General features: G+C 71.2%; 12 protein-coding genes and 1 rRNA gene. 7 read left to right on the forward strand and 6 right to left on the reverse strand.

The features are described 5' to 3' along the window. The 4 genes from ACIRVF_RS06580 to ACIRVF_RS06595 all read right to left on the reverse strand — a co-directional run. Window positions 1–93 (reverse strand): 16S ribosomal RNA (locus ACIRVF_RS06580); the annotation flags it as partial. A 449-nt stretch (window positions 94–542) separates the two neighbouring features. Then, a complete protein-coding gene (locus tag ACIRVF_RS06585) occupies window positions 543–1,619 on the reverse strand; it encodes a threonine aldolase family protein (RefSeq protein WP_402815740.1) in 1,077 nt (358 codons plus the stop codon). Then, on the reverse strand, window positions 1,616–2,371 hold the full coding sequence (locus ACIRVF_RS06590; RefSeq protein ID WP_402814646.1) for an SDR family NAD(P)-dependent oxidoreductase: 756 nt from the start codon (window positions 2,369–2,371) through the stop codon (window positions 1,616–1,618). Before ACIRVF_RS06590 ends, ACIRVF_RS06585 begins: the two co-directional genes overlap by 4 nt. Beyond that, window positions 2,368–3,768 carry a DUF6421 family protein gene (locus ACIRVF_RS06595; protein ID WP_402814649.1) on the reverse strand — a complete coding sequence of 467 codons (1,401 nt, stop codon included), beginning with the start codon at window positions 3,766–3,768 and terminating at the stop codon, window positions 2,368–2,370. The genes ACIRVF_RS06590 and ACIRVF_RS06595 overlap by 4 nt, the downstream gene beginning before the upstream one ends. 524 nt (window positions 3,769–4,292) lie before the next feature. On the opposite strand from ACIRVF_RS06595, the gene ACIRVF_RS06600 reads away from it, so the two are divergent. The 5 genes from ACIRVF_RS06600 (at window position 4,293) to ACIRVF_RS06620 (ending at window position 8,958) form a co-directional block, all read left to right on the forward strand. After that, a complete protein-coding gene (locus ACIRVF_RS06600) occupies window positions 4,293–5,186 on the forward strand; it encodes an ABC transporter substrate-binding protein (protein ID WP_402814652.1) in 894 nt (297 codons plus the stop codon). Window positions 5,187–5,359: 173 nt separating this feature from the next. Then, window positions 5,360–6,181: an amino acid ABC transporter permease gene (locus ACIRVF_RS06605; RefSeq protein ID WP_402815741.1), complete on the forward strand. Its 822-nt coding sequence runs from the start codon at window positions 5,360–5,362 to the stop codon at window positions 6,179–6,181. Next, window positions 6,178–6,936, forward strand: coding sequence for an amino acid ABC transporter ATP-binding protein (locus ACIRVF_RS06610; RefSeq protein ID WP_402814655.1), 759 nt, complete (start codon window positions 6,178–6,180; stop codon window positions 6,934–6,936). Before ACIRVF_RS06605 ends, ACIRVF_RS06610 begins: the two co-directional genes overlap by 4 nt. 276 nt (window positions 6,937–7,212) lie before the next feature. Beyond that, on the forward strand, window positions 7,213–7,785 hold the full coding sequence (locus tag ACIRVF_RS06615; RefSeq protein ID WP_402814657.1) for a DUF5134 domain-containing protein: 573 nt from the start codon (window positions 7,213–7,215) through the stop codon (window positions 7,783–7,785). Between the two features lie 225 nt (window positions 7,786–8,010). After that, window positions 8,011–8,958, forward strand: a complete 948-nt coding sequence (locus ACIRVF_RS06620) for a M56 family metallopeptidase (protein ID WP_402814659.1) — start codon at window positions 8,011–8,013, stop codon at window positions 8,956–8,958. Window positions 8,959–9,104: 146 nt separating this feature from the next. On the opposite strand, the gene ACIRVF_RS06625 is transcribed toward ACIRVF_RS06620, so the two are convergent. Next, window positions 9,105–9,551: a MarR family winged helix-turn-helix transcriptional regulator gene (locus ACIRVF_RS06625; RefSeq protein WP_402814661.1), complete on the reverse strand. Its 447-nt coding sequence runs from the start codon at window positions 9,549–9,551 to the stop codon at window positions 9,105–9,107. Window positions 9,552–9,638: 87 nt separating this feature from the next. On the opposite strand from ACIRVF_RS06625, the gene ACIRVF_RS06630 reads away from it, so the two are divergent. Together ACIRVF_RS06630 and ACIRVF_RS06635 are read left to right on the forward strand one after the other, a co-directional pair. Further along, entirely contained in the window at window positions 9,639–11,153 is a 1,515-nt protein-coding gene (locus ACIRVF_RS06630) for an MFS transporter (protein ID WP_402814664.1), read from the forward strand. A 227-nt stretch (window positions 11,154–11,380) separates the two neighbouring features. After that, on the forward strand, window positions 11,381–11,986 hold the full coding sequence (locus tag ACIRVF_RS06635) for a TetR/AcrR family transcriptional regulator (protein ID WP_402814666.1): 606 nt from the start codon (window positions 11,381–11,383) through the stop codon (window positions 11,984–11,986). Between the two features lie 83 nt (window positions 11,987–12,069). Here the strand turns inward: ACIRVF_RS06635 and ACIRVF_RS06640 are convergent, their stop codons facing one another. Further along, window positions 12,070–12,936, reverse strand: a complete 867-nt coding sequence (locus ACIRVF_RS06640; RefSeq protein WP_402814669.1) for a helix-turn-helix domain-containing protein — start codon at window positions 12,934–12,936, stop codon at window positions 12,070–12,072. Window positions 12,937–13,103: the final 167 nt, after the last annotated feature.

Consider the following 13,103-nt stretch of genomic DNA (forward strand, 5'->3'; position numbering starts at 1 on the left):
ACTGATCCACCCCGAAGGGCTTCACCGTTCGACTTGCATGTGTTAAGCACGCCGCCAGCGTTCGTCCTGAGCCAGGATCAAACTCTCCGTGAATGTTTACCCGTTGTCGGGTCGACACCCGCGTTGAGCGGCACGGCAACCACCGGAATAGGGCGGCCCCGCGCACTGCGTCCTCGCTAGTGTTATTTCAAAAGGAATCTCCAACCCCGATCATGCGATCGAGGCCGGGGATGTCAACATATCTGGCGTTGACTTTTGGCACGCTGTTGAGTTCTCAAGGAACGGACGCTTCCTTCGGACCGCCTTCCAGCGGGCCCTCCGGGCGCTTCGTTCTTTCGTGTTTCCAGCTTATCAGATGTTTTCCGCTCCGTTTTCCGGAGTTTCATTCATCGGATTCGCTTTCCGCTTTGTCGCCCCGGTCTCCCGCGGCGACTCCGGAACTGTACGGGCACCGGCCCGCCACATGCAAATCGCCTCCGCCCGGGGTCCCGGACGGAGGCGATCGTCGTTCGCGCGGAGTCGGCGCGCCGTCAGGAGCGTCGTCAGACGCGGCCCATCTCCTCGGCGATGGCCGCCGCGAAGGCGTCGATGTCCGCCTCCGTGGTGTCGTACGAACACATCCAGCGCACCTCACCGGTGTGCTCGTTCCAGAAGTAGAAGCGGTAACGCTTCTGCAGCCGCTCACTCACCTCGCGCGGGAGGATCGCGAACACCGCGTTGGCCTGAACCGGCCGGACGATCTCGACGCCGTCGATCTTCCGGACCGCTGCCTCCAGCCGGCTGGCCATCGCATTGGCGTGGCCGGCGTTGCGCAGGTAGAGGTCGCCCGCGAGCAGGGCCTCGAACTGGACGGAGACGAAGCGCATCTTCGAGGCGAGCTGCATCGAGGTCTTGCGCAGGTACTTGATGTTGCGCACCCGCTCCGGGTTGAGCACCACCACGACCTCGCCGAGCAGCAGGCCGTTCTTCGTGCCGCCGAAGGACAGCACGTCGACGCCGAGGTCCGTCGTGAAGGCCCGCATCGGCTGGCCGAGCGAGGCGGCGGCGTTCGCCAGTCGGGAGCCGTCCATGTGGACGAGCATGCCGAGCTGGTGGGCGTGGTCGACGATCGCGCGGATCTCTTCGATCGTGTAGAGGGTGCCGAGCTCGGTGCTCTGGGTGATGGAGACCGCGAGCGGCTGCGCGCGGTGCTCGTCGCCGAAGCCGTAGGCCTGGAGGTCGAGCAGCTCGGGGGTGAGCTTGCCGTCCGGGGTGGGGACGGTGTGCAGCTTGATGCCGCCCATCTTCTCCGGGGCGCCTCCCTCGTCCACGTGGATGTGGGCGGTGTCGGCGCAGACCACGGCGCCCCAGCGGGGCAGCAGCGACTGGAGGGCGACCACGTTGGCGCCGGTGCCGTTGAACACCGGATAGGCCTCGGCCTTGTCGCCGAAGTGGCGGCGGAAGACGTCCTGGAGGTGGGCCGTGTAGTCGTCCTCGCCGTAGGAGATCTGGTGGCCTCCGTTGGCCAGGGCGATCGCGGCGAGGACCTCGGGGTGCACGCCGGCGTAGTTGTCGCTGGCGAAGCCGCGGACGGCGGGGTCGTGCCGCCGTACCGCGTCCGTACGGGTGAGGTCGGTCATCGGGCTGTCAGCCACAGGTGCTGTCCGTTCAGTTCTGCTGCGGGGCGGTCCCAGAGGTCCGCCAGGTGTCCGGCGAGGTCGGCGGTGTCGGTGAAGCCGGCGAACTTCGCCTCCGGCTTCTCGGCCCGCATCTCGGGGCTGACCAGCGCCTTGATGACCAGGATCGCAGCCGCCGCGGTGGGCTCGCCGTCCGGGGAGGTGGTCTCCTTCTTGAAGGAGTCCGCCATGGCGAGGGTCCAGGCCTCGGTGGCGGCCTTGGCGGCCGCGTAGGCGGCGCCGCCGGCGGTGGGCTTGTGCGCGGCCGCGGCGGAGACCATGGCGTAGCGGCCGGCCTGGCTGCGGACCAGCGCGGGCTGGAAGGCCAGCGAGGTGTGCTGGAGGGTCCGCACGACGGTGTCGTGCAGGAAGTCCCAGTCGTCCAGGCGGGTGTCGAAGAAGGTCTTGCTGCCGCGCCAGCCGCCGACCAGGTGGAACAGGCCGTCGACGTGGCCGTGCTCGGCCTCCAGGTGGTCGGCCCAGTCGTGGACCTCCTGCGGGTCGAGCAGGTCGATCACCTGGCCGCTCACCTTGGCTCCGCGCACCGCGACACGGGTGGCGTCGAGGGCGGACTCAAGGCGCTGGGGGTCGATGTCGGCGCCGATCACGGTCGCGCCGTCGGCGGTGAGGCGGCGCAGCACGGCCTGCCCGGCCGGGCCGCTGGCGCCCGCGACGGCGATGACCTTGCCGGCCAGCTTGGTGGAGGTGGTGGTCATGCGGCGACTCCCTGGATGCCGGCGCCGGTGATGCCGGCGGTGGCGGCGATGACGCCGCGGAGCTTCTTGGACAGGGCCTCGTAGAACATGCTCAGCGGGAACTCGTCCGGGAGCACGGCGTCGCACAGCGCCTTGTTCAGGGCCTTGCCGTCGGTGATGTCGAGCGGGAGGGCCTCGGGGCCCTTGGCCCAGGTGGAGGCCGGGTGCGGGGTGAGGTAGCGGGAGACCAGCTCGTAGGCGGCGATCCAGTGGGCCGGCTTGGGCCGGTCGATGCCGTCGCGGTACAGGGTCTCGATCTCGCCGCAGAGGTCGTTGGTGACCTGCGGGGCGCGCTCCCAGTCGATGGTCAGGCGGTTGTCGCGCCAGCGCAGCGCGTCGTGCTTGTGCAGGTACGCGAAGAGCAGCTGGCCGCCGAGGCCGTCGTAGTTGCGGACGCGGTCGCCGCTGACCGGGAAGCGGAACAGGCGGTCGAAGAGGATCGCGTACTGGACGTCGCGGGCGTGCGGGTTGCCCTCGGTCTCCAGCTTCACCGCCTCCTTGAAGGTGGTGAGGTCGCAGCGGAGCTCCTCCAGGCCGTACATCCAGAACGGGCTGCGCTGCTTGATCATGAAGGGGTCGAACGGCAGGTCGCCGTGGCTGTGGGTGCGGTCGTGGACCAGGTCCCACAGGACGAAGGTCTCCTGCGCGCGCTCCTGGTCCTTGAGCAGGCCTTCGGCGTCGGCCGGGATCTCCAGGCCGAGCTGCTCGACGGCGCTGCTGGAGACGGCGCGGAAGCGGGCGGCCTCGCGGTCGCAGAAGATGCCGCCCCAGGTGAAACGTTCCGGCGCCTTGCGCACGGCGACCGTTTCGGGGAAGAGGACGGCGGAGTTGGTGTCGTAGCCGGCCGTGAAGTCCGTGAAGGTGATCGGCACGAACATCGGGTTGTCGAAGCGGGTGCGCTCCAGCTCGTCCAGCCACTCGGGCCACACCACGCGCAGCAGGACGGCTTCGAGGTTGCGATCCGGGTTGCCGTTCTGGGTGTACATCGGGAAGACGACCAGGTGCTCCAGGCCGTCCTCGCGCTGCTCGGCGGGCTGGAAGGCGAGCAGCGAGTCCAGGAAGTCGGGCTCCCGGTAACCGGTGTCGGCCCACTTGGCGAGGTCCGCGTCGACGGCGGCCAGGTAGGCGGCGTCGTGCGGGAAGTTCGGGGCGAGCTCCTCGACGGAGGCCCGGACAGTGGCGACCAGCGGGTCGACGGTCTGCCGCTGCACGGCGGACAGGTCGATCGAGCCGTCCTTGGACTGCAGCGGGCGCAGCGTCTCGACGGCCTCCTTCAGGCGCAGCCACGCCGGGTGGACGGCGAGGGTCGAGACCGGGGCGTCGGCCGCCGCTGCGAGCCTTGGCGAAAGATTCTGCATCGTGGACTCACTTCGACAGGAGTTATTTCAACGAGGACACCATAAGTACGAAAGGTTCTCCTGTTCAAGGGGGTCCGGACCGACAAACCTCCGGCGTGCTGCCGTTCCGGCCCCAAAACCTGCACCGAGGCAGCGGGTGTCCGGCATGTGGACGGTGTCCTGGATGCTCTGGACAGATGCGCGGCTCTGATGCGAACCTCCCCGCATGCTCCCGGCGGTGATCACGGTGGCCGAGCGCCACGACAGCCCGTTCCGGGTGCCCTCCCGTCAGCAGGCCTGTTGTTGCCGCTGCCGCACGCACGGCCGCTGTCGCCGCTGTCGTTGACCCGGCCGCGGCCCACCGGCTGCCGCTGATCCGGCCCGGGGCGCCGCGGAAGCGGGCCCGTACGCCGACCATGCCGCGTGTGTTCCGGCGCCGCCACCGGGGGAAGTGACCCGCCGGGAAGCGGCCCGCCCGGCCCGTACCGCCGCCGCCCGCCCGGCCTCTCCCTGTTTCCCGTCGGTCCTTCCCCTGGAGTCCTGCCATGAGCCTCCGCAAGCCGTCCGCCGTCCTGCCCCTCGCCGCACTGGTGGTGGCCGCCGCCTCGCTCACCGGATGCGCGCCGCAGGACGCCAGGTCCGACGCGGCCGCCGCCTCGGGCGCCTCCGGTCCGACCGGTGCGGCGGCGGGTTGCGCGCCGGGCGCACTGGCCACCCGGACCGCCGGGAAGCTGACCGTCGGCACCGACAAGCCGGCGTACGACCCGTGGTTCTCCGGGGACGACCCGGCGAACGGCAAGGGCTTCGAGTCGGCGGTGGCGTACGCCGTGGCGGAGAAGCTGGGGTACCCGAAGGACAAGGTCGGCTGGGTGGTGGCGCCGTTCGGCAAGGCCACCGCGCCGGGGGCCAAGGACTTCGACTTCGACATCAACCAGGTGTCCATCAGCGACGAGCGCAAGCAGGCGGTGGACTTCTCCTCCGGCTACTACGCCGTGCGCCAGGCCGTCATCGCCCTGAAGGGCTCCAAGGCCGCGGGGGCGAAGACCATCGCCGACCTCAAGGACGCCAAGCTGGGCGCGCAGATCGGCAGCACGAGCCTGGACACCATCACCAACACCATCAAGCCCAGCGGCGGCCCGGCCGTGTTCGACTCCAACGACCTGGCGAAGGCCGCGCTGAAGAACGGTCAGGTCGAGGCGCTGGTGGTCGACCTGCCGACGGCCTTCTACATCACCGGTGCCGAGGTGCCGGAGGCCCAGGTGGTGGGGCAGTTCGAATCTGCCCCGCAGGGCGAGCAGTTCGGGCTGGTGCTGGACAAGGGGTCCCGGCTGACCTCGTGCGTGTCGGGCGCGGTGGACGCGCTGCGCGCGGACGGGACGCTGGCGAAGCTGGAGAAGCAGTGGCTGTCGGACGCCGTCTCGGCGCCGGTGCTGAAGTGAGCGGGGAGACGGGCGCGGCCGGACCGGTCGAGCTCGCGCAGGAGCCGACGGAACCGAAGGAGCTGACAACGGCGAGGAGAGCGACGGGGCCGAGGAGGGCGACGGCGGCCGGGGCGACGGAGGCCTTCGCGGCCGGGGCGGAGCAGGACGGGTACCGCCCGTCCGAGCGACGGCTGGCGCACGAGGCGTACCGGCGCTCCCGCGCCCGCCGCTCGGCGCTGATCGCCACCGCCTCGACCGTGCTGACGGCGGTCGCGCTGTACCTGCTGGTCGTCAACTCCCCCGGTTGGGAGGTGACCCGGCGGACCTTCTTCAACCTGGACTACGCCCGCCGGGCGCTGCCCGAGGTGTTGCGGGGGCTTCGGCTCAACCTGGAGCTGATGCTCGGCTGCGGGGTGCTGATCCTGGTGTTCGGGCTGCTGCTCGCGGTGCTTCGGACGCTGCGCGGGCCGGTGTTCCTGCCGGTGCGGCTGCTGGCCACCGCGTACGTGGACTTCTTCCTCGGGCTGCCGATGATCATCTGCCTGCTGGTGATGATCACCGGGGTGCCGGCCCTGCGGCTCACCGGGGTGACCACCGATCCGCTGCTGCTCGGCGGGGCGGCGCTGGTGCTGACGTACTCGGCGTACGTGTCGGAGGTGTTCCGCTCGGGCATCGAGTCGGTGCACCCGAGCCAGCGGGCGGCCGCGCGGTCGCTGGGGCTGACCAACGCCCAGGCGATGCGGTACGTGGTGCTGCCGCAGGCGGTCCGGCGGGTGGTGCCGCCGCTGATCAACAACCTGGTGAGCCTGCAGAAGGACACCGGGCTCGTCTCGATCGGCGGCGCGATCGACGCGGTGTACGCGGCGAAGATCATCGCGGCGCACTCCTTCAACTTCACGCCGTACCTGGTGGCGGGGCTGGTGTTCATCGTGCTGACCATTCCGCTGACCCGGTTCGCCGACTGGCTGACCGGGCGGATGAACCGTCGGCAGTTGCAGGGGGGTGCGGTGTGAGCGGGACCGAGGTGCTCCGGCTGGAGTCGGTGCGCAAGGCCTTCGGCAGCCAGGTGGTGCTGCGCGACGTGGACCTCGCCGTGCCCGAGCACTCGGTGACGGCGCTGATCGGGGCGTCCGGCTCCGGGAAGTCCACCCTGATGCGGTGCGTCAACCTGCTGGAGGGGATCGACGACGGGGCGATCTTCCTGGACGGCGAGGAGATCACCGACCCGCGCGCGGACGAGGACGCGGTGCGGCGCCGGATCGGGGTGGTGTTCCAGTCGTACAACCTGTTCCCGCACATGACGGTGCTGGAGAACATCACGCTCGCGCCGCGCCGGGTGCACGGCGTCGCACGGGCGGAGGCCGAGGCCAGGGCGCTGGAGCTGTTGGACCGGCTCGGGCTGGCGGCGAAGGCGAAGGAGTACCCGGACCGGCTCTCCGGCGGGCAGCAGCAGCGCGTCGCCATCGTGCGGGCGCTGGCGGCGGGACCCCGGCTGCTGCTGCTCGACGAGATCACGGCGGCGCTCGACCCGGTGCTGGTCGGGGAGGTACTGGCGGTCGTACGGGACCTCAAGGAGCAGGGGATGACGATGGTCCTCTCCACCCATGAGATGGGCTTCGCCCGCGAGGTCGCCGACCGGGTCTGCTTCCTGGACGGCGGGGTGGTGCTCGAACAGGGGCCGCCGGAGCAGGTGTTCGGCGACCCGCAGGAGGAGCGGACCCGGCAGTTCCTCAGCCGGGTCGTGGCCTCGGGGCGGCTCCAGGGCTGAGCGCCGCACCACGGTGGTCACCACTGTGCGCCCCTGCACGCGCCCTGGCCGCGCCGGGGGCCCAGCGGTGATCGTGGACGGGACGATCGTCGCCGTGGCGGAGGGACGGCGGGAAAGCGGACGACGGCGGAGAGCTGGCAGCCGACAGAGGACAGATAACAGATAACAGATTTCGACATCTGTTCTCTGAAATCTGTTCTCTGAAATCTGTCAGCTGTTCTCTGTCAGCCGTTCGCTGCCCGTCGTTCACCGCCCGCCACCCCCGGGAGGCCGCCGTTGCACGGACCCAACCTGGTCAACTGGCTCCTCGCCCTCCTCACCGCCACTACCGGCGTCTACTGCCTGACCCGCCTGCGGCACACCCCCTGCGCCACCGCCGCCGCCCCGGGCGCCCGCCCGGGCCATCCGCCGCTCGCCCGGGAATCCGACGCCGCCGAAGCCCTGATGGGGCTCGGCATGGCAGCCATGGCCGTCACCGGCGCCACCGTCCCGGCCGCCGTCTGGGCCTGCCTGTTCGGCCTCCCGGCCACCGCCTTCCTGCTCGCCGCCGTGCACGCCCCCGCCGGCCGGGCCCACCGGCTGCACCACGCGGTCGGCGCGCTCGCCATGACGTACACCGCCCTCGCGATGACCGCCTCCCCCGGCGGCGGACACCACCACGCCACCGCGCTCGGCACCCCCCTGGTGACCGGCACCCTGCTGCTCTACTTCGGCGGCTACTCGCTCTGGGCCGGCGCCCGCCTGCTGCGCACCCCGGCCGGCACCCTCGTACTCGGCACCACCGGCCTGCCCCGGGCCTGCCGGCTGACCATGGGCATCGGCATGTTCGCCATGCTCCTGACCATGTGATCCACCCGTACGAACCGCCCCCACACGGCCCCACGCCGCCACCCGCGCGTCCGCGCCCGCGTCCGCGCCCGCGTCGGCGCGAGAGCTGGAGCCCCCGCCAAAGCCCGCTCCCCCGCGTGGCGTTGGTCACTGGCCCGTCGAAAGCCGTTCCACCGGCCGTCGCCAGCGCATAGGTTGGCAGGGAGCGCGTTGTCGCGTTCCGTGCGTACTCGGGGAGCCCATGCGATGACTGCCCTGATCGGCCTGCTGCTGCTCGGCCTGCTGCTCTCCACCGTGGTGCCCCGGGCGCTGGCCCGGGCCCGCTGGGTGGAGCGCGAACCGGTGCTGGCCCTGCTGGTGTGGCAGTGCATCGTGGTGGCCGTCCTGCTGTGCTGCGCCCTGGGCCTGGTCCTCGCCGCCGCCGCAGCCGAGCCCGAGCTGCGCGCCTGGGTGTTCTCCGGCGCCCCGCACGGCGTGGAGGACGCGTACGGCCTCCAGGACGCCGAGGGCTGGGGCCGGCTGTGCGCCGCCGCCCTCGCCGCGGGCGCGCTGCAGACGGTGCTCGCGCTCACCCGCGAGGTTCGTACGGCCAAGGCCCTGCGCAACCGTCGGCACGCCCAACTGGCGACCCGCGCGCCGGAGTTGCCAGCGGCGATCGAAACCGCCCGGAGCCGCCGGGAGCGGTTGGTGGTCCTGGAGAACGTCCGCCCCGAGGCCTGGTCACTGCCCGGCCCGAACTCCCGCCTGGTGGTCACCACCGGCGCCCTCCAGCAGCTCACCGAACGGGAGTTGGCAGCCGTACTGAGTCACGAGCGCGGACACGTCCGCGCCCGGCACCACTGGCTCCAGCAGTTCGCCCAGGCGCTCGCCTCCGGCTTTCCCGGCATCGGCGTGTTCCGCGCCTTCCGGGACCAGGTGGCGGAGCTGGTCGAGCTGGCGGCCGACGACCGGGCCGCCCGCCGGCACGGCCGGCACACCACCGCCCTCGCACTGGCCGAACTCAATCTGGACCGCGGGGTGTTCGGCTCCTGCCCGCCAGGCCTGGCGCAGTCGCCGAAACGGGTGGACCGGCTGCTCGCGGGCCGCCCCCGACTGTCCGTCCCGCAGCGGCTGCGGCTCACCGCCGTCGCCCTGGCCGCACCCGTCGGGGCCGTCCTGCTGGCCGTTGCCCCGGGGCTCCACTCGCTCCTCTGACGAAACGCCGCCTATCACCGACGCCATTGATCACCGGCGCCGCCTATCACTGACGCCACAGGTCACCGACGCCCCCGTTCACCGACGCCGCAGGTCACCTGCCTCACCAGTCAACCAAGAACAGCAGTAAGTGAGTTGGCGCGAAGTCAGCCCGCCGCCGAATCCCCGCAGAGCGGAGCGAACCGCCCGCCGAGCGTCTGCCCGAGCACCTCGCGGTGGAGCGGCCGGGCCTGCTCGTAGCGTTCCCGCCCGGCCTCGGTCAGGGCGACCATGATCCCCCGCCGGTCGCTCGGACACATCGCCCGGGTCACCAGACCGGCCTTCTCCAGGCGGGCGATCAACCGGGACAGCGCACTCTGGCTCAGATGGACGATGGATGCCAGCTCGCTCGCCCGTAGGGCGTGCCGGGCCTCGGCCTCGCACCCCTCCACCAGGCGTTCCAGCACCTCGAACTCGCTCATGCCCAGCCCGTACTTCTCGCCGAGTTCACGGTCGAGCGCGCAGACGGCCGCGGCATGGCGAGCGAGCAGCTCGCGCCATTCCGCGATGAGACCGGCCTCCGCCGAGGCTTCGAGGGAGTCGAGTTCAGCCACGCCGCCAGCCTAGCACGTGCATCGTAAATTTATGCGTTCACATCTAATTCATTTGCATTGAATGCACGTGCATGTAATGTCCTCCCCATGACCACCGCGACCGTCACGCCACCCGACGCCCCGTCAACCAGCGGGCCGAACTGGACACCCCGCCTCTGGGGCACCCTCGTCGTGCTCTGCGCCGCCATGTTCCTGGACGCCCTGGACGTCTCGATGGTGGGCGTCGCCCTCCCCTCCATCGGTTCCGAACTGCACCTCTCCACCTCCACCCTGCAGTGGGTGGTGTCCGGCTACGTGCTCGGCTACGGCGGCCTGCTGCTGCTCGGCGGGCGCGCCGCCGACCTGCTCGGCCGCCGCCGGGTCTTCCTGGTCGCCCTCAGCGCCTTCGCCGCCGCCTCACTGGTCGGCGGCCTGGTCGACGACGGCGGCCTGCTGATCGCCGCCCGCTTCCTCAAGGGCGCGAGCGCCGCCTTCACCGCCCCGGCCGGCCTGTCGATCATCACCACGACCTTCGCCGAGGGCCCCGCCCGCAACCGGGCACTGTCGATCTACACCACCTGCGGTGCCAGCGGCTTCTCGCTCGGACTGGTGCTCAGCGGCCTGCTCACCTCGGTCGGCTGGCGCTGGACCTTCCTGATGCCCGTCCCGGTCGCGCTGCTCGCCCTGGTCCTCGCCGTGCGCCTGCTCCCCCGCCCGGTCGAGGAGCCCGCCAAGGGCGGCTACGACGTGCTCGGCGCGATCACCGGCACCGCGACCGTCCTGCTGCTGGTGTTCACCGTGACCGAGGCCCAGGGCGCGGGCTGGCTGAGCCTGCGCACCCTCGGCTCGCTGGTGGTGGTCGCCGCGCTGGCCGCCGCGTTCCTGCTGGTCGAGAGCCGTACCGCCCACCCGCTGGTCCGGCTCGGGATCTTCCGCAACGGCTCGGTGGCCCGGGCCAACGTCGTCGCCTTCACCATGACCGGCGCGTACGGCGGCTTCCAGTTCGTCGTCACGCTCTACCTTCAGCACCTGCTCGGCTGGTCGGCCCTGCAGATGGCCCTCGGGCTGCTGCCCGCCGGCGCCTTCATCGCGCTCTCCGCGCCGTTCATGGGCCCGATCGTGGACCGCTTCGGCACCGCCCGGCTGCTGCCGATCGGCCTGCTGGCCCTGGCCGGCGCCTTCGCCCTGTTCCTTCGCCTGGACGAGCACAGTTCGTACCCGGCCCTGGTGCTGCCCTCGATGCTGCTGCTCGGCGTGGGCTTCGCCCTGGCCTTCCCCTCGGTGAACATCGCCGCCACCGACGGAGTGGCCGACGAAGAGCAGGGGTTGGCCTCGGGGCTGGTGAACACCGCGATCCAGGTCGGCACCGCCGTGGTGCTGGCCGGGGCGACGGCGATGATCACCGCCGGGAGCGCGGGCGGCGACAGCGCCCGGGCCCAGTTGGACGGCTACCGGCCGGCCCTGGTCCTGGTCACCGCGGTCGCGCTGCTCGGACTTCTGGTGGCCGCGGTCGGTGCCGTGGTGGACCGACGCCGGAATTCAACTCCTGTGCCGGTGCCGGATTATGATTATCCGCCTGCCGGACCGGCCGTTGCCCGGACCGAAGTCCTGACCGAGCGCTGACCCACTGGCCCCCGCCCACGGTCGACCCCTGACCGCCGGGCACCGGTGCCGGCTCCACCAAACCCCCGTGTTGGTGGAGCCGGCCGTCTTTACGGGCCGCCCGGGCGGCGCCCCCAAGGGCACGGTTCCACGGCGCGGCTGCCGGCTCCGCAAGTATATTGGCCCGGAGCCAACGAACGTTCGGAGCAGACACGATGGCACCTCGCGGGGATTCGGTCAATGAGGAGATGCGGCAACGCTCCCGCCGCCGCATCATGCGGGCCACCATCGAGCTCGTCGACCAGCGCGGCTATGCGGGCACCACGCTGACCGACATCGCCGAGCGGGCCGGACTCGCCCGCGGCCTGCTGTCGTACTACTTCGACGGCAAACGACTGCTGATGCAGTCCGCCACTCACCGGATGATGCACCAGGCGCTCTCCGGCGCCCTGGCCGAACTGCCGCCGGGCGCCTCCCCCGAGGCCAGGTTGGCCCGCGCGATCGACACCGTCCTCAGCCTGGCCATGGACCACCCCCGGGTCATGCGCTCCCACCTGGCGCTGATCCTCGACCCGGACACCGGCGCCTTCGTCCAGGACCCCGAGCAGCAGCAGGTCGGCGCGATCCTGCAGGGCCTGCTGGAGGACTGGGGCGCGCCGGATCCGGTCGCCGAGCACGGGGTGCTGCGCAGCGCGCTGATGGGCGGTTGCATCGGGGTGCTGCTGCCGGGCGCGGAGATCCCGCTGGCGCCGATCCGGGCCGACCTGTTCGGGCGCTACGGCCTCGCCTGGGAGCTGGGCCGCCCGCCGCAGCCGCTGCCCCCGGAACGCGAACGGCCGCCGACCCGCGGTTGACGGCGGGCGGGCGGCGGGCTTGCGGCGGGTTGGCGGCCGGTCGGCGGCCGGGGCCCGGATCCCCCGGGCCGCACGGGAGTTGCTCAGCGCTCCTTCAGGATCGAGGCGAGCAGGTCTATCGTGCGCTCGGGCGTGAGACTGTCCACGCAGAGCCGCTCCATGACCTGGACGTACGCGTCGACGTCGTCCCGCTTGTCGAGGTAGAGCGCACTGGTGAGCTGTTCCAGGTAGACCACGTCCGCGAGGTCCTGCTCGGGGAAGCGCAGGATGGTGAACGCCCCGGACTCGCCCGCGTGCGCGCCGAAGCGGAACGGCATGACCTGGATGACCACGTTGGCCTGCTCGGCGACGTCGATCAGGTACTGAACCTGACCGCGCATCACCTGGGGGCCGCCGACCGGCCGGCGCAGCGCCGCCTCGTCGATGACCGCCCACAGCCGCGGGCTCGCGCCCTCGGTCAGCAGCTTCTGGCGGCGCAGGCGGAGGCTGACCCTCCGCTCGACCTCCTCCTCACTGATGACCGGCCGACTCTGACCGAAAACCGCCCGTGCGTACTCCTCGGACTGCAGCAGTCCGGGGATGAACTGCACCTCGTAGGTGCGGATCAGCTGGGCGGCCTCCTCCAGGCCGACGTAGGTCTGGAACCAGCCCGGCAGCACGTCGTTGAAGCTGTGCCACCAGCCGGACTTGTTGGCCTCGCGGACCAGGCCGAGCAGGGCCTCCCGCTCCAGTCCGTCGTCGACGCCGTAGAGGCTGAGCAGGTCGGCGACATCCCGCTCCTTGAAGCTGACCCGGCCGAGCTCCATACGGCTGATCTTGGACTCGGACGCGCGGATCGCGTAGCCCGCGTCCTCACGGGTGATCCCGCGCGCCTCGCGCAGGCGGCGCAGCTGCGAGCCGAGGAGGATCCGGCGGACCATCGAGCCGCCGCCCGGCTGAACTGTGGTCATGCGGTCGAAACCTCCACCTAGGGCAAACAGCGCACAGTCTGCCATCAGTTGAGCGCTCACGGTGCCGATACTGACGGATGTTCCTATCAGTTCCGCGCTCCGCACACCAGGATGCACGTGCATCCGGCGCTTGCATATGCCAATAGTGCGACTGCACGTGAATCGAC

Source organism: Kitasatospora sp. NPDC101157, from assembly GCF_044768255.1.
Lineage (GTDB): Bacteria > Actinomycetota > Actinomycetes > Streptomycetales > Streptomycetaceae > Kitasatospora.

What these genes read in the sequence shown, in the direction of transcription:
- ACIRVF_RS06640 (WP_402814669.1), bottom strand. Translation starts at nt 12,936, where the DNA reads ATGACCACAGTTCAGCCGGGCGGCGGCTCGATGGTCCGCCGGATCCTC.
- ACIRVF_RS06620 (WP_402814659.1), top strand. Translation starts at nt 8,011, where the DNA reads ATGACTGCCCTGATCGGCCTGCTGCTGCTCGGCCTGCTGCTCTCCACC.
- ACIRVF_RS06635 (WP_402814666.1), top strand. Translation starts at nt 11,381, where the DNA reads ATGCGGCAACGCTCCCGCCGCCGCATCATGCGGGCCACCATCGAGCTC.
- ACIRVF_RS06600 (WP_402814652.1), top strand. Translation starts at nt 4,293, where the DNA reads ATGAGCCTCCGCAAGCCGTCCGCCGTCCTGCCCCTCGCCGCACTGGTG.
- ACIRVF_RS06630 (WP_402814664.1), top strand. Translation starts at nt 9,639, where the DNA reads ATGACCACCGCGACCGTCACGCCACCCGACGCCCCGTCAACCAGCGGG.
- ACIRVF_RS06585 (WP_402815740.1), bottom strand. Translation starts at nt 1,619, where the DNA reads ATGACCGACCTCACCCGTACGGACGCGGTACGGCGGCACGACCCCGCC.
- ACIRVF_RS06595 (WP_402814649.1), bottom strand. Translation starts at nt 3,768, where the DNA reads ATGCAGAATCTTTCGCCAAGGCTCGCAGCGGCGGCCGACGCCCCGGTC.
- ACIRVF_RS06590 (WP_402814646.1), bottom strand. Translation starts at nt 2,371, where the DNA reads ATGACCACCACCTCCACCAAGCTGGCCGGCAAGGTCATCGCCGTCGCG.